14 protein-coding genes and 1 pseudogene are annotated in these 14,481 nt (G+C 69.1%); 1 reads left to right on the forward strand and 14 read right to left on the reverse strand.

Features of this window, described 5'->3' with window-relative positions:
- Position 1 precedes the first annotated feature (1 nt).
- The 12 genes and pseudogenes from nuoK to ON30_RS13730 all read right to left on the reverse strand — a co-directional run bounded on the left by nuoK (position 2) and on the right by ON30_RS13730 (position 11,458).
- Entirely contained in the window at positions 2-301 is a 300-nt protein-coding gene (gene nuoK, locus ON30_RS13680) for an NADH-quinone oxidoreductase subunit NuoK (RefSeq protein ID WP_040707240.1), read from the reverse strand.
- The gene (locus tag ON30_RS13685; protein ID WP_040707242.1) at positions 298-1,128 is read right to left on the reverse strand and encodes an NADH-quinone oxidoreductase subunit J; all 831 of its coding nucleotides are present in this window, start codon (positions 1,126-1,128) and stop codon (positions 298-300) included. The genes nuoK and ON30_RS13685 overlap by 4 nt, the downstream gene beginning before the upstream one ends.
- Positions 1,125-1,706, reverse strand: coding sequence for an NADH-quinone oxidoreductase subunit NuoI (nuoI, locus tag ON30_RS41070; protein ID WP_281004725.1), 582 nt, complete (start codon positions 1,704-1,706; stop codon positions 1,125-1,127). The genes ON30_RS13685 and nuoI overlap by 4 nt, the downstream gene beginning before the upstream one ends.
- Positions 1,692-2,936: pseudogene (nuoH, locus tag ON30_RS13690) on the reverse strand (NADH-quinone oxidoreductase subunit NuoH); the annotation flags it as partial. The pseudogene nuoH and the gene nuoI, both read right to left, overlap by 15 nt.
- A complete protein-coding gene (locus tag ON30_RS13695) occupies positions 2,929-5,418 on the reverse strand; it encodes an NADH-quinone oxidoreductase subunit G (RefSeq protein ID WP_083911389.1) in 2,490 nt (829 codons plus the stop codon). The gene ON30_RS13695 and the pseudogene nuoH, both read right to left, overlap by 8 nt.
- Positions 5,415-6,755: an NADH-quinone oxidoreductase subunit NuoF gene (gene nuoF, locus ON30_RS13700; protein WP_040707244.1), complete on the reverse strand. Its 1,341-nt coding sequence runs from the start codon at positions 6,753-6,755 to the stop codon at positions 5,415-5,417. The genes ON30_RS13695 and nuoF overlap by 4 nt, the downstream gene beginning before the upstream one ends.
- Complete coding sequence (gene nuoE, locus ON30_RS13705; RefSeq protein WP_040707246.1) at positions 6,752-7,456, reverse strand: NADH-quinone oxidoreductase subunit NuoE; 705 nt, start codon at positions 7,454-7,456, stop codon at positions 6,752-6,754. Before nuoE ends, nuoF begins: the two co-directional genes overlap by 4 nt.
- Complete coding sequence (gene nuoD / locus ON30_RS13710) at positions 7,453-8,778, reverse strand: NADH dehydrogenase (quinone) subunit D (protein ID WP_373282539.1); 1,326 nt, start codon at positions 8,776-8,778, stop codon at positions 7,453-7,455. The genes nuoE and nuoD overlap by 4 nt, the downstream gene beginning before the upstream one ends.
- The gene (locus ON30_RS13715) at positions 8,778-9,548 is read right to left on the reverse strand and encodes an NADH-quinone oxidoreductase subunit C (protein WP_040707248.1); all 771 of its coding nucleotides are present in this window, start codon (positions 9,546-9,548) and stop codon (positions 8,778-8,780) included. The genes nuoD and ON30_RS13715 overlap by 1 nt, the downstream gene beginning before the upstream one ends.
- Positions 9,545-10,099, reverse strand: a complete 555-nt coding sequence (locus ON30_RS13720; protein ID WP_040707249.1) for a NuoB/complex I 20 kDa subunit family protein — start codon at positions 10,097-10,099, stop codon at positions 9,545-9,547. The genes ON30_RS13715 and ON30_RS13720 overlap by 4 nt, the downstream gene beginning before the upstream one ends.
- Before the next feature lie 55 nt (positions 10,100-10,154).
- Entirely contained in the window at positions 10,155-10,535 is a 381-nt protein-coding gene (locus ON30_RS13725) for an NADH-quinone oxidoreductase subunit A (protein ID WP_040707252.1), read from the reverse strand.
- Positions 10,536-11,038: 503 nt separating this feature from the next.
- Positions 11,039-11,458, reverse strand: a complete 420-nt coding sequence (locus ON30_RS13730; protein ID WP_040707254.1) for an Rv3143 family two-component system response regulator — start codon at positions 11,456-11,458, stop codon at positions 11,039-11,041.
- Between the two features lie 181 nt (positions 11,459-11,639).
- Between ON30_RS13730 and ON30_RS13735 the strand changes: the two genes are divergently transcribed.
- Positions 11,640-12,806, forward strand: coding sequence for a thiolase family protein (locus ON30_RS13735; RefSeq protein WP_040707256.1), 1,167 nt, complete (start codon positions 11,640-11,642; stop codon positions 12,804-12,806).
- Between the two features lie 62 nt (positions 12,807-12,868).
- Here the strand turns inward: ON30_RS13735 and ON30_RS39140 are convergent, their stop codons facing one another.
- Together ON30_RS39140 and ON30_RS13740 are read right to left on the reverse strand one after the other, a co-directional pair.
- Entirely contained in the window at positions 12,869-13,009 is a 141-nt protein-coding gene (locus tag ON30_RS39140; RefSeq protein WP_157183723.1) for a hypothetical protein, read from the reverse strand.
- Between the two features lie 176 nt (positions 13,010-13,185).
- Positions 13,186-14,415: an FAD-dependent monooxygenase gene (locus tag ON30_RS13740; protein ID WP_040707258.1), complete on the reverse strand. Its 1,230-nt coding sequence runs from the start codon at positions 14,413-14,415 to the stop codon at positions 13,186-13,188.
- Between the last annotated feature and the right edge of the window lie 66 nt (positions 14,416-14,481).

A 14,481-nucleotide genomic window follows, 5' to 3' on the forward strand; every position in this document is an offset into this window, starting at 1 on the left:
GTCAGAACTTCAGCAGGTTGGCGTCGTCGACCGAGGTCGAGCGACGGGCGCGGAAGATGGTCATGATGATGGCCAGTCCGACGACCACTTCGGCCGCGGCGACCACCATCGTGAAGAACGCGAACACCTGGCCGTCGAGATTCGCGTGCATCCTGGCGAAGGTGACGAAGGCCAGGTTGACCGCGTTGAGCATGAGCTCCACGCACATGAACACCACGATCGCGTTGCGCCGCAACAGCACTCCGGCCGCGCCGATGGTGAACAGCAGGGCGGACAGGAACAGGTAGTTCTGGGGATTCACCGGTTGCCTTCCTCATCGGCGGACTCGGGGGCCGTGCGTTCGACGGGCTCGACGCTGCCGACCGAGAGGACCGCGGCCTCGGTCAGGGCGCGGTTCCGGCGGTGGCGCAGGATGGTGCTCACCGACAGTTCCTCGAAAGCGCCGTCGGGCAGTCGCGCCGGGACGTCGACCGCGTTGTGGCGCGCGTACACGCCGGGGGTCGGCAGCGGTGTGGCGCGGTGTCCCGGCTCACGGAAGCGGCGGCGTGACATCTCCCGCTGGTCCAGGCGCGGTCCGAACTTCTCCCGGTGCGCCAACACCATCGCGCCGATGGTCGCGGTGATCAGCAGCGCGCCGGTCAGCTCGAAGGCCCACACGTAGCGCAGGAAGATCAGCTCGGCCAGTTCGGCGATGACGTCGCGTCCCGGGAATCCGGTGGCGGGGAAAGTGATCGAGGATTCGCGTACCCCGCGCGAGATCCCCGTCATCAACAGGATGCCGAACCCGACGCCGATCGCGGCGGCGGCCAGGCGCTGTCCGCGCAACGTCTCGGTCAGCGATTCGGTGGAGTCGACGCCGACCAGCATGAGCACGAACAGGAACAGCATCATCACCGCGCCGGTGTAGACCACGATCTGCACGACACCGAGGAACACCGCGTCCTGGGCGATGTAGAAGGCGGCCAGGGTGATCATGGTCGCGGCCAGGCACAGCGCCGAATGCACGGCCTTGCGGGCGAAGACCATGCCCAGCGCCCCGGCCACGGCCACCGGGGCCAGCACCCAGAACAGCGCGGCCTCGGAATTCGACGTCGACACCAGCGGTTCGGCGGCCAGCAGTGCGCTCATCGCAGACTCCCTTCGACGCCGACCGTCTCGCGGTCCGCGGAGTCGTCGGCGACCACCGCGCCCCGGTAGTAGTCGCCCTCGGTCGCGCCGGGGACCATCGCGTGCGGCGGTGGCTGCATACCGGGCGTCAACGGGGCCAGCAACCGGTCCTTCTCGTAGATCAGGCCCGCGCGGTTGTCGTCGGTGAGTTCGTAGTCGTTGGTCATGGTCAGCGCGCGGGTCGGGCACGCCTCGATGCACAGCCCGCAACCGATGCAGCGCAGGTAGTTGATCTGGTAGACCCGCCCGTAGCGTTCACCGGGGGAGAAGCGCTCCTCCTCGGTGTTGTCCGCGCCCTCGACGAAGATCGCGTCCGCCGGGCAGGCCCACGCGCACAGTTCGCAGCCGATGCACTTCTCCAACCCGTCCGCGTAGCGGTTGAGCTGATGGCGGCCGTGGTAGCGCGGCGCGGTCGGCACCTTCTGTTCCGGGTAGTACTCGGTGTTGGGCGTCTTGAACATCGTCAGCGCGGTGACGGCGAAACCGGCCAGCGGGTCGAGCAGTCCGGGTGTCGCGGCGGTCTCGGTGCGCGGTGGCAGCGGCGGGGTGGGGAAACCGAGGAAGACCTCCTCGCGCCGCGGCGTTTCGGGTTCTGGCTCGGGTGGCGCGCCGCTCGCGCGTCCGGCCCGCAGGAACAGCCACACCATCAGCGCGGACAGGACGAGCCCGCCGACGACCAGCGCGGGCGTCTCGACCGGCAGACCCTCGGCCTCGAGCACGCGCGCGCCCGCGACCAGCATCACCCACAGCAGCGAGACCGGGATGAGCAGTTTCCAGCCCAGCGCCATGAACTGGTCGTAGCGCAGTCGCGGCAGGGTGCCGCGCAGCCAGATGAACACGAACAGGAACGTCCACACCTTGGCGGTGAACCACAGCAGACCCCACCATCCGGTGTTCGCGCCCGACCACAGCGAGATCGGCCACGGCGCGTGCCAGCCGCCCAGGAACAGGGTGGTCGCCAACGCCGAGACCGTGGCCATGTTGATGTATTCGGCGAGCATGAACATCGCGAACTTCAGCGAGGAGTACTCGGTGTGGAAACCGCCGACGAGTTCGCCCTCGGCCTCGGGCAGGTCGAAGGGCGCGCGGTTGGTCTCGCCGACCATCGCCACGCAGTAGATCAGGAACGAGGGCAGCAGCAGGAACACATACCAGGTGCTGTCCTGGGCGGCCACGATGCCCGAGGTGGCCATGGTGCCCGCGTGCAGGAAGACCGCCGCGAAACACAGGGCCATCGCGATCTCGTAGGAGATCACCTGCGCGGTCGAGCGCAGCCCGCCCAGCAGCGGGTAGGTCGATCCCGAGGACCAACCGGCCAGCACGATGCCGTAGACGCCGATGGAGGTGATGGCCAGGATGTAGAGCACCGCGACCGGCATATCGGTCAACTGCAACGCGGTGGTGTGGCCGCCGATGGAGACCTCGCCGCCGAACGGGATCACCGCGAAGGCCATGTAGGCGGGCACGACCGCGATGATCGGGGCGAGGATGTAGATCGGCTTGTCGACGATGGCCGGGACGATGTCCTCCTTGAGGGCCATCTTCACCCCGTCGGCCACCGCTTGCAGTGATCCGCCCGGACCCACCCGGTTCGGGCCGATGCGCATCTGCATGCGCGCCACGATCTTTCGTTCGGCCACCACCGCGATCATCGGGGTCAGCAGCAGGAAGACGAAGATCGCCAGCGCCTTGACCACGATGAGCCAGAACGGGTCGCGCCCGAACAGCGACAGATCGGCCTGGGCCAGCAACGCGGTGGGATCACTCATGGCGGTGTTCCTTCATCCTCTCGTCGGCGCACCGGATCTGCACCACGCCGCCGAGGTGGGCGGCGAGTTGTTCGGGCACCGAGCAGTCGGGCGAGTTCATCGGCAGCCAGACCACCCGTTCGGGCATATCGGTGATCATCAGCGGCAGCGTGATCGATCCGCGGCGGGTGGCGACGGTGACCAGATGGTTGTCCTCCGCGCCGATCTCGGCGGCGGTGGCCGCGCCCATCCGCGCGACCGGCGGGCGCGCGACACCGGCCAGATTCGGTTCGCCGTCCTGGGCTCGTCCCCGGTCCAGCAGCATCCGCCAGGTGGCGAGCAGCGCGTTGCCCTGATCGGGATGCGGGACGGGGTACGGGCGGTGCGCGGGCGCGGCGACGCGCGGCCCCCGCCACTTGCCGAGTTCGGCCATCTCGGCGCGGGCGGACGCGGCGTCGGGCAGGCCCAGGCGCACGTTCATCTCCGCGGCGATGGCGTGCAGCACACGGTGATCGGACAGTTTCGCCGCTTCGCGCCGCACCGTGGACGCCCCGAGGGCGGCCTCGAAACGCCGAGGGCGGCCCTCCCAGGTACGGAAGGTGCCTTCTTTCTCGGGGGCGGCGGCCACCGGGAACACCACGTCGGCGCGTTCGGTGACCGGACTGTGCCGCAACTCGAGCCCCACCACGAACCGGGCCGAGTCGATCGCCGACAGCGCCGCGGCCGGATCGGGCAGATCGGCCAGGTCGACACCGCCGATCACCAACGCGCCCAGTCCGGGCGCGGCGTCCAGGATCGCCGCGGTGTCACGACCGGTCGCGACGGGCAGATCGGGCACGTTCCAGAGGATTCGGACCTCCTGGCGCGCCGAGGGATCGTCGGCCGGACGTCCACCGGGCAGCAGACCGGGCAGCGCGCCCGCTTCGACCGCTCCGCGTTCGCCGGCGCGCCGGGGCACCCACGCCAACCGTGCCCCGCTCGTCTCGGCGGCGCGGACCGCCGCCGACAGCGCGCCGGGGATCGCCGCCAATCGTTCGCCGACCAGGATGACCGCGCCCGGGGATCGCAGCAGTCGCGCCGCCGCGGCCGAGGGGCCGTCGTCCGCGCCCGAGGCGGCGGCGGTCAACGCGTCCAGCACATAAGGTTCGCCACCGGGGGCCGCGGGCAGCAGTCGACCCGACATCCGTTCCAGGCCGCGGGTGGCGAACGGGGCGATCGAGAACACCGGAAGTCCGTAGCGGCGCGCGGCCTTGCGCAACCGCAGATAGATGATCGGCGACTCCTCCTCGGGCTCGAACCCGGCCAACAGCACCATCGGCGCGTGCTCGAGGGCGTCGTAGTCGACCTCGACCTCGCGTCCCGCGACGCGGGCGGCCAGGAATTCGGCCTCCTCGGCGGAATGCGCGCGCGCCCGGAAGTCGACGTCGTTGGTGCCCAACGCGATTCGCGCGAACTTCGCGTAGGCGTAGGCGTCCTCCTCGGTGACCCGCCCGCCGACCAGCACGCCCGCGTTGCCGAACGCGGCGGCCAACCCTTCCGCGGCCGCGGCCAGGGCCTCCGACCAGGACGCCGGATGCAGCGTGCCGTCCCAACCGCGCACCAGCGGCGTGGTGATCCGGTCGGGTTCGGTGGTGTAGGCGAAGGCCCAGCGGCCCTTGTCGCAGTTCCATTCCTCGTTGACCTGCGGATCGTCACCGGCCAAGCGGCGCAGCACCTTTCCGCGGCGGTGGTCGGTGCGCTGGGCGCAACCCGACGCGCAGTGCTCGCAGACGCTCGGGCTCGACACCAGGTCGAACGGGCGGGCGCGGAAACGGTAGCTGGTGCCGGTCAGAGCGCCGACCGGGCAGATCTGCACGGTGTTGCCCGCGAAGTAGGAGTCGAACGGTTCGGCCTGCGCGGTGCCGACCTGTTCGAGCGCGCCGCGGTCCATCAACTCGATGAACGGGTCGCCCGCGACCTGCTGGGCGAAGCGGGTGCAGCGCGCGCACAGCACACACCGCTCCCGGTCCAGCAGGACCGCGCTCGACAGCGGGATCGGTTTGGGATAGGTGCGTTTGACGCCCTCGAAGCGGGTCTCGGGTCGCCCGGTCGACATCGCCTGGTTCTGCAGCGGGCATTCCCCGCCCTTGTCGCACACCGGGCAGTCCAGCGGGTGATTGATGAGCAGCAACTCCATCACCCCTTCCTGCGCGCGGCCCGCGGCGGGCGAGGTCAGCTGGGTGCGCACCACCATGCCCTCGGCGACGGTCTGGGTGCAGGAGGCGACCGGTTTGCGCTGGCCCTCCACCTCGACCAGGCATTGGCGGCACGCCCCGACCGGGTCGAGCAGCGGATGGTCGCAGAAGCGCGGGATCTGGATGCCGACGAGTTCGGCCGCGCGGATCACCAGCGTCCCCGGCGGCACCGCGACCTCGGCGCCGTCGATGGTGAGGGTGACCAACTCCGGTGCGGGGGCGCGGACTGGTTCGGCGGTGCCGGTGTCGCTGCGGGGTACGGGATTCATCGTGGCCCTCCTGCGCCGTTCGTCGACGCGAATTCCGGCTCCGCCCACGCGGTCGAGCGCGCCGGGTCGAACGGACATCCCCCGAGCAGATGATCGAGGTATTCGTCGCGGAAGTACTTCAGCGAGGACAGGATCGGGCTGGCCGCGCCGTCGCCGAGCGCGCAGAACGATTTGCCGTTGATGCTGTCGCTGATGTCGAGCAGTTTGTCCAGATCGCCCTCGACGCCCCGACCGGCTTCGATTCGTCGCAGCAACTGCACCAACCAGTAGGTGCCCTCGCGGCACGGAGTGCATTTTCCGCAGGATTCGTGGGCGTAGAACTCGGTCCAGCGCAGCACCGCCCGCACCACGCAGGTGGTCTCGTCGAAGATCTGCAACGCCTTGGTGCCCAGCATCGAACCGGCGCCGGCGACCCCTTCGTAGTCCAACGGCACGTCGAGGTGCTCCTCGGTGAACAGCGGCGTCGAGGACCCGCCCGGGGTCCAGAACTTCACCCGGTGTCCGGTGCGCACGCCGCCCGCGTACTCGAGCAGTTCGCGCAGCGTGATGCCCAGCGGCGCTTCGTACTGTCCGGGCGTGCGGACGTGCCCGGACAGCGAATACAGCGTGAAGCCGGGCGATTTCTCGCTGCCCATGCCGCGGAACCAATCCGGCCCGTGGCGCAGGATCGGGCCGACGCTGGCGATGGACTCGACGTTGTTGACCACGGTCGGGCACGCGTAGAGTCCGGCGACCGCGGGGAACGGCGGACGCAACCGCGGCTGACCGCGCCTGCCCTCCAGCGAATCCAGCAGCGCGGTCTCCTCGCCGCAGATGTAGGCGCCCGCGCCCGCGTGCACGACCACGTCCAGGTCGAAGCCCGACCCCAGGATGTCGCGGCCCAGCAGTCCGGCCGAATACGCCTGCGCGACAGCGGCCTGCAACCGGCGCAGCACCGGAACGACCTCGCCGCGCACGTAGATGAACGCCGTCGCGGCCCGGATCGCGTAGGCGGCGATGATCACGCCCTCGACCAGACTGTGCGGGTTGGCCATCATCAGCGGGATGTCCTTGCAGGTCCCCGGTTCCGACTCGTCGGCGTTGACCACCAGGTAGTGCGGGCGCGTGACCCCGTCCGGGCCGGGGCCCTGCGGGATGAATCCCCACTTCATGCCGGTGGGGAAGCCCGCGCCGCCGCGTCCGCGCAATCCGGCGTCCTTGACGATCTGGATGACCTGATCCGGTTCCAGACCAAGGGCCTTGCGCACCCCGAGGTAGCCGCCGTTGCGGCGGTAGGTGTCGATGGTCCAGGCGCGCGGATCGTCCCAGTGTTCGGTCAGTACCGGTGTCAGCGTCATCGCGTCCCCTCCGGATCCGGCGCGGTCATGTTCCGCTCGCGCGCCACCTTCAGACCGGCCAGCGACGCGGGCCCGGCCTCGCCGTCGAGAACGCCGGGACGTTCGTCGGGGAAACCGGCCAGAATCCGCGCGGTCTGCTTGAACGTGCACAGCGGCGCGCCCCGACTCGGGGTGACCCGCTGACCCGCCCGCAGCGCGTCGACCAGCAGACGCGCCGACTCCGGGGTCTGGTTGTCGAAGAACTCCCAGTTCACCATCACCACCGGCGCGTAGTCGCAGGCCGCGTTGCATTCGATGTGCTCGAGGGTCAGCGACCCGTCCTCGGTGGTCTCGCCGTGGCCGATGCCGAGATGCTGTTCCAGCGCGGCCAGGATCGCGTCGCCGCCCATCACCGCGCACAGCGTGTTGGTGCAGACCCCGACGTGATAGTCCCCGGTCGGGGTGGCGCGGAACATGGAGTAGAAGGTCGCGACCGCCGTCACCTCCGCGCCGGTCAATCCGAGCAGATCCGCGCAGAACTCGATCCCGGTCCCGGTCACGTACCCCTGCTCGGCTTGCATCAGGTGCAGCAGCGGCAGCAACGCCGAGCGCGGGTGCGGATAGCGGGCGATGATCCGCGCCGCGTCGTCCTCGAGGCGTTCGCGCACATAGGGCGGGAACGGTTCGGGCCGCGTGGTGAGCTTCAGCAGGATCTCGGTCATCGGTCGACACCACCCATCACGGGGTCGATGCTGGCCACCGAGGCGATGACGTCGGCGACCATGCCGCCCTCGCACATCGCCGCGACGGCTTGCAGATTCGTGAACGAAGGATCGCGGTAGTGCACGCGGAACGGGCGGGTGCCGCCGTCGCTGACCATGTGCACGCCCAATTCGCCGCGCGGGGATTCCACCGCCTCGTAGACCTGACCGGCAGGCACCCGGATTCCCTCGGTGACCAGCTTGAAGTGGTGGATCAGCCCTTCCATCGAGGTGCCCATGATGCGCCCGATGTGGCGGGGGGAGTTGCCGAGTCCGTCCGACCCGAGTTCCAGGTCGGCGGGCCAGGCGATCTTCTTGTCATCGATCATCACCGGGCCGGGACGCAACTTGTCCAGGCACTGCTCGACGATCTTGAGCGATTCCTTCATCTCCTCCACCCGGATGACGTAGCGCCCGTAGCAGTCGCAGCCCACGGTGGTCGGGATGTCGAATTCGTAGTTCTCGTAACCGCAATACGGTTGCGCGCGGCGCAGATCGTGCGGCAGTCCCGTGGCGCGCAACACCGGTCCGGTGATGCCCAGCGCCATGCAACCGGTCAGGTCCAGGTAGCCGACATCCTGGGTGCGGGCCTTCCAGATCGGGTTGGCGGTGAGCAGTTGCTCCATGTCCCGCAACCGCTTCGGCATCAGGTCGAGCAGTTCGCGGACCTTGGTCACACCGTCGTCGGGCAGATCCTGGGCCAGACCGCCGGGGCGCACGAAGGCGTGGTTCATCCGCAACCCGGTGATCGTCTCGAAGACGTCCAGGATCAGTTCGCGTTCCCGGAACCCGAACAGCATCGGGGTGAGCGCGCCCATCTCCATCCCGCCGGTGGCCAAAGCCACCAGATGCGAGGAGATCCGGTTGAGCTCCATCAGCAGCACCCGGATGACGGTGGCGCGCTCGGGGATCTGCTCGGTGATGTCGAGCAGTTTCTCCACGCCCAGGCAGTAGGCGGTCTCGTTGAAGAACGGCGACAGGTAGTCCATGCGCGTCACGAACGTCACACCCTGTGTCCAGGTGCGGAATTCGAGATTCTTCTCGATGCCGGTGTGCAGGTAGCCGATGCCGCAGCGGGCCTCGGTGACCGTCTCGCCCTCGATCTCGAGGATCAGGCGCAGCACGCCGTGCGTCGAGGGGTGCTGCGGACCCATGTTGACGACGATGCGTTCCTCGCCCGCGAGCGCCTCGCTCACCTGGTCCCAGTCCTGTCCGGCGACGGTGACCACGGTCGGTTCGGACCCGGAATCGCGCACGCCGGGCCTGGTATCGATGTCGCTCACTAGCTGTACGCCCTCCGCTCGTCGGGCGGCGGGATGCGCGCGCCCTTGTATTCGACCGGGATCCCGCCGAGCGGGTAGTCCTTGCGCTGCGGATGGCCCCGCCAGTCGTCCGGCATGGTGATGCGGGTCAGCGAGGGGTGCCCGTCGAAGAGGATGCCGAAGAAGTCGTAGGTCTCGCGCTCGTGCCAGTCGGTCGTGGGATAGACCTCGTAGAGCGAGGGGATGTGCGGGTCGGCGTCGGCGACCGAGACCTCCAACCGCAATCTGCGGCCGTGGGTGATCGACATCAGCGCGTACACGGCGTGCAGTTCGCGCCCGGCGTCGGCGGGATAGTGCACGCCGCTCACGCCCAGGCACAACTCGAAACGCAGGTCGGGGTCGTCGCGCAGCGCCCGCGCCACCGCGACCAGATGTTCGCGCCGCACGTGCAGGGTGAGTTCGCCGCGGAAGACGACGACCTTCTCCACGGCCCGCGTCAGGGGGATCCGCTGCGCGGCCAGTGCGGCGCGCAGGGTTTCGGCGATGTCGTCGAAGTAGCCGCCGTAGGGCGGCGGGGTGCCGCCGGGCAACGTCACCTGACGGACCAGGCGGCCGTAGCCGGAGGTGTCGCCGGTGCCGTTGATGCCGAACATGCCGCGGCGCACGCCGATGACCTCCTCGCCCGCGGGCGGGTCCACGTTCTCCGGCGGCGGGGTGCCTTCGGGTCCGGCGGTGGCCGCGGCGTCGGTCTCGGTGCGGGAGGTCCGGGTCTCGGGGGTGTCGAATGTCATCGCAGCAGACCCTCCATCCGGATGGTCGGTGTACTGGCCAGCGCGGCGGCCTCGGCGGCGCGCACCGCTTCCTCGCGGTTGACGCCCAGCGGCATCTGCTGAATCTTTTCGTGCAGTGCCAGAATCGCGTTGAGCAGCATCTCCGGGCGCGGCGGGCAGCCGGGCAGGTAGATGTCGACCGGCACCACGTGGTCGACGCCCTGCACGACGGCGTAGTTGTTGAACATGCCGCCGGAGGAGGCGCAGACCCCCATGGCGAGCACCCATTTGGGTTCGGTCATCTGGTCGTAGACCTGACGCAGCACGGGGGCCATCTTCTGGCTGACCCGGCCCGCGACGATCATCAGATCGGCCTGGCGGGGGGAGGCGCGGAAGGCTTCCATCCCGAAGCGGGCGATATCGAATCGGCCCGCGCCGGTGGCCATCATCTCGATGGCGCAGCAGGCCAGACCGAAGGTGGCGGGCCACAGCGAACCCTTGCGCAGATATCCGGCGAAATCCTCGACGGTGCTGAGCAGGAATCCGCTGGGCAGTTTTTCCTCGAGACCCATCCGACTACTTCTCACTCTCGAAACGTGGGGCTGGTGAACCGGTTCGGCACGGGGGTCAGTCCCAGCTGAGCCCCCCGCGTCGCCACTCGTAGGCGTAGGCCACCGAGACGTTGACGATGAACAGCGCCATCGCGGCGAAGCCGAAGACACCGAGCGCGTCGAAGTGGACCGCCCACGGGTAGAGGAACACGATCTCGATGTCGAAGATGATGAACAGCATCGCGGTCAGGTAGTACTTCACCGGGAACCGTTGACCGGTCACGTTTCCCGGTCCGCCCGCGATCGCGTGCGGGGTGGGTTCGATACCGCATTCGTAGGCTTCGAGTTTGGCGCGGTTGTAGCGCTTGGGACCGATCAGCGACGCCATGAGCACCGAGAAGATCGCGAACGCGGCGGCTATCGCGCCGAGGACGAGGGTGGGGAACTCCGTGTTCACGACTGCGCTTGCCCTCCTTGCGAGAGCCCTGCGCGCGGAGCGGGGGCTCGGTGTCGGCTGGTGCAGCTTTCGAGGCGGCTGACGTCGTTGTCCGCCGTGGCCAGACTCGCCCCTCGGCCTGGCTCGACGCGGCGGGCGGCGGCCGGGAATCCGGCCGCGAAGGCTGTCATGTGACGCCCGCTCGCGTGTGAGCTACAGCACAGCCTACCGCCGCGCAAGAGGGTCGCCGCGCCATTTTCCTGGGGTGTTTGATCGAATTCGCGACTGCCATTCATGAGCGAAACGGGGGTAATCAGCCGATCACGTCACGTGACTTATATGCGGATGATCTTGATGCGATGTGCGGGTCGTTCGCTACAGCCGAGCCCTCGCGCCCGCGTGATCACGCCGTTTCGGCGGCGTGCCGGCCCGACCGGTGATATGCGTGGAGGTGCATTCGTGACGACTGCTAATTGGTGGGTCGCCGAACAGAGGCCGAGCGGGCGATGCCAATCGGCTATCGCTCAGGCGGCCATATGAGTGCGCAGCAGTTCCACGACCGCTTCGGTCAGACGCAACGGATCGATCGGATGGGCCACCGCCGCCTCGGCGCGCGACCACTTCGCCAACCAGGCGTCGTCCGGCCGTCCGGTCAGGACGAGAACCGGTGGGCACGCGGCGATCTCATCCTTGAGTTGCTTGGCGATGCCGAGACCGCCCGCGGGCGCGGATTCGCCGTCGAGGATCGCCAGATCCACGCCGCCCGCGTCCATGTGCTCGATCACCACCGGGGCGGTGGCGATCTCCACGTACTCGAAACTCGGCAATGCCGGATGCGGATGTCTGCCCAGGGCCAGCACGACCTGACGACGGGTGTCGGCGTCGTTGCTGTAGACCAGCACTCGCAGTGCGGTGGAACGATTCGGATCGGCCACGCCGGTCATGCTACGTCCGCGTTCGGCGGCGTCGTGGCAGGTTCGCGCAGAACCGGTGCGCGCGTCGGCGCGTCGAGACGGGCGGGCGGGTCGCGCGGGGGCGCGGTTCCCTCGTCGGGGCCCTTCGGCGTACAGTGAATTAAGTTAATCATCATTCGCATGGTGATTTCCGGTATGAAAAGGAGCATCCATGACTTCCGCGGTCATCGTCGACGCCATTCGCACCCCGTCCGGCAAAGGTAAAGCCGGCGGCGGTCTGGCCGATGTGCATCCCGCCACGCTGCTGTCGGGGGTGCTGAAAGATCTCGTCGAACGCAACGACCTGGACCCGGCGCTGGTCGACGATGTGATCGGCGGTTGCGTCACCCAGAGCGGCGAGCAGGCGCTCAACATCTCCCGCACCGCCGTGCTGGCCGCGGGCTTCCCGGAGTCGGTGCCCGCCACCACCGTCGACCGCCAGTGCGGGTCCAGCCAGCAGGCCGCGCACTTCGCCGCCCAGGGCGTGCTCGCCGGCGCCTACGACATCGCCATCGCCTGCGGCGTCGAATCGATGAGCCGCGCGCCGATGTTCTCCAACGCCCAGGGCAAGGACGCCAACCGCGCGCCGCTGGCCCACCGCTTCCCCGAAGGGCTGATCAGCCAGGGCATCGCGGCCGAGATCATCACCCAGCGCTGGAAGTTGGACCGCGAGACCCTCGACGCCTTCGCCGCGCGCTCGCACCGCCTCGCCGCCGAGACCGCCGCCGCGGGCGGCTTCGACAACGAACTCGTCGCCGCGGGCACGCTGACCGCCGACGAGACCATCCGCCCCACCACCAGCCCCGAGGGCCTGGCCGGACTGCGTCCCGCCTTCGCCTCCGACGAGTTCAAGGCCCGCTATCCCGAGATCGAGTGGTCCATCACCCCGGGCAACTCCTCACCGCTGACCGACGGCGCGTCCGCCACGCTGATCATGAGCGAGGAGAAGGCCAACCAACTCGGCCTGCGTCCGCGCGCCCGTTTCCACTCCTTCGCCGTGACCGGTGACGATCCGCTGCTGATGCTGACCGCCGTCATCCCCGCCACCCGCAAGGCCCTGGCGCGCGTCGGTCTGTCCATCGAGGACATCGACGCCTACGAAGTGAACGAGGCCTTCGCCCCGGTGCCGCTGGTGTGGCAGCAGGATCTCAACGCCGACCCGGCCAAGCTCAACCCGCGCGGCGGCGCGATCGCCCTGGGTCACCCCCTCGGCGCGTCGGGCACCCGCATCCTGGCCACCCTGCTCAACCACCTCGAGCAGACCGGCGGACGCTACGGTCTCCAGACCATGTGCGAGGCGGGCGGACTCGCCAACGCCACCATCATCGAACGCCTCTGACACCACGTCGACGGGGTCGTGTTGCGGCGGGCGATCGCCCGAACACGGCCCCGTCTCGTGTGTCAGGCCGCTTCGGACCGTGGGGTCGGGCGGGCGTCCATTCCCATGACCTTCTCCCACCAACCGCTCAGCGGACTGGGGTCGGGCCAGATGACGGGCCGGTCGTCGGTGCTGTCATCGCCGCGCTGCGAATCGTCGATCATCGAGAATTCCTCGCTGTCGTCTCTCTGCTGCTTCCGCCGAGTCGCTCGTGGAACTCGCGGGTCTCCGCGCTACCCGCTCGTTCGGGGTTCCAAACCAGCGGACTGTGCGACGAACTGTACGAGCGTGCGCACCGGCCACATGCCGTTTCGTGCAAAACACGCCGGTGGCGCGCCGGTCAGGCCGGGGGAGTGGCGGCGGTGGGATAGGTCGGGAGCTCGAAGTCGTCGGTGTGGCTCATCATCTTGATCACCAGCGGGCGCATCGGCTTGGAGACCATCGCCCGCGCCATGACCTTGGCCATCCGCACCCCGAATCCGCTCGCGGGCACCATCATCGCGATACCGCCGCCGGGCAGTTTCTTGGCCTGGTCGAGGAACGGCGTGATGTCGCGGGCGTAGCGTCGCACCGCGCCGACGAGGTCGTTCGGGTCGGCGGTCAGCGCACCCGCGAGCAGATAGGCGCCGACCAGTGCCATCGCGGTGCCCATCCCGGACAGGGGCGAACCGCAGTATCCGGCGTCGCCGACCAGGGTCACGCGGCCAGCGGCCAGTTCCGGCACGTCGATGCGGGCGAGTTCGTCGAAGTAGAAATCGGCGGCGTCGGGCAGGGCGGCCAGGATCTCCGGGGCCCGCCAGCCCGCATCCGCCAACTCGGCGCGCAGCAGGGCCTGCTGCGCCGCGACGTCGCGGCGCAGCGCGGGATCGGCCGGGACCCGCAGGACGACGAAGGCTTTGCAGGTGGCGGGGTCGACGTCCGGGCGCAGGCCGATCGTGACGCCCGGCAGTGAGTGCATCGTCATCCAGCCGGGTTCGATGTCGGCGGGCGCGGGCATCGTGAAATAGGAGGTGTAGCCGCCGAGGTAGGTCGAGAAGCGCTCCTCCGGCCCGAACGCCAGGCGGCGGGTCGCCGAGTGCACGCCGTCGGCGCCGATCACCAGGTCGAACCGTTCCCGTCGGCCGGAGGCGAAGGCGACTTCGACGCCCGCCGCGTCCTGGTCGAGCGCCTCGATGTGGTCGCCGAAGCGGTAGTCGAGATCGCCTCCGGCCTCGGCGAGCGCCGCGAGCAGGACCTCGGCGAGGTCGCCGCGGGTGATCTCGATATCCGCGACCGGGCCTTTGCCCTCGAAGATCGCCGTGGGCATCCGCGCGTACTCCCGCCCGTCGCGGTCGACGTAGGCCATGCCGCGTTCGTCCAGTTGGCGCGCCCGGATGCCGGGGAGCAGACCCATCCGCTCGGCCACTTCGCGGCTCGGGCCGCGCAGGTCGACCGCTTGGCCGCCCGGTCGCGGTCCGACTGCCCGCTCGACGACCGTCACCCGGAAGCCGGCCCGGATCAGTTGCAGCGCAACGGCGTTCCCGGCTATGCCGCCGCCGCTGACGAGGATGTGGAGATCGGTGGTTTCCATGGCCGTTACCTCTCGTGGAACGAATGTCTTAGACAAATGTCTAACAGACGGTTGGCACGCTTGTCT

It is taken from the genome of Nocardia takedensis NBRC 100417 (genome assembly GCF_000308695.1).
In the GTDB taxonomy this organism is placed as follows: Bacteria; Actinomycetota; Actinomycetes; order Mycobacteriales; family Mycobacteriaceae; genus Nocardia; species Nocardia takedensis.

What these genes read in the sequence shown, in the direction of transcription:
- ON30_RS13715 (WP_040707248.1), bottom strand. Translation starts at nt 9,548, where the DNA reads ATGACATTCGACACCCCCGAGACCCGGACCTCCCGCACCGAGACCGAC.
- ON30_RS13685 (WP_040707242.1), bottom strand. Translation starts at nt 1,128, where the DNA reads ATGAGCGCACTGCTGGCCGCCGAACCGCTGGTGTCGACGTCGAATTCC.
- nuoE (WP_040707246.1), bottom strand. Translation starts at nt 7,456, where the DNA reads ATGACCGAGATCCTGCTGAAGCTCACCACGCGGCCCGAACCGTTCCCG.
- ON30_RS13730 (WP_040707254.1), bottom strand. Translation starts at nt 11,458, where the DNA reads ATGACCGGCGTGGCCGATCCGAATCGTTCCACCGCACTGCGAGTGCTG.
- ON30_RS13695 (WP_083911389.1), bottom strand. Translation starts at nt 5,418, where the DNA reads ATGAATCCCGTACCCCGCAGCGACACCGGCACCGCCGAACCAGTCCGC.
- nuoF (WP_040707244.1), bottom strand. Translation starts at nt 6,755, where the DNA reads ATGACGCTGACACCGGTACTGACCGAACACTGGGACGATCCGCGCGCC.
- ON30_RS39140 (WP_157183723.1), bottom strand. Translation starts at nt 13,009, where the DNA reads ATGATCGACGATTCGCAGCGCGGCGATGACAGCACCGACGACCGGCCC.
- ON30_RS13740 (WP_040707258.1), bottom strand. Translation starts at nt 14,415, where the DNA reads ATGGAAACCACCGATCTCCACATCCTCGTCAGCGGCGGCGGCATAGCC.
- ON30_RS13735 (WP_040707256.1), top strand. Translation starts at nt 11,640, where the DNA reads ATGACTTCCGCGGTCATCGTCGACGCCATTCGCACCCCGTCCGGCAAA.
- ON30_RS13720 (WP_040707249.1), bottom strand. Translation starts at nt 10,099, where the DNA reads ATGGGTCTCGAGGAAAAACTGCCCAGCGGATTCCTGCTCAGCACCGTC.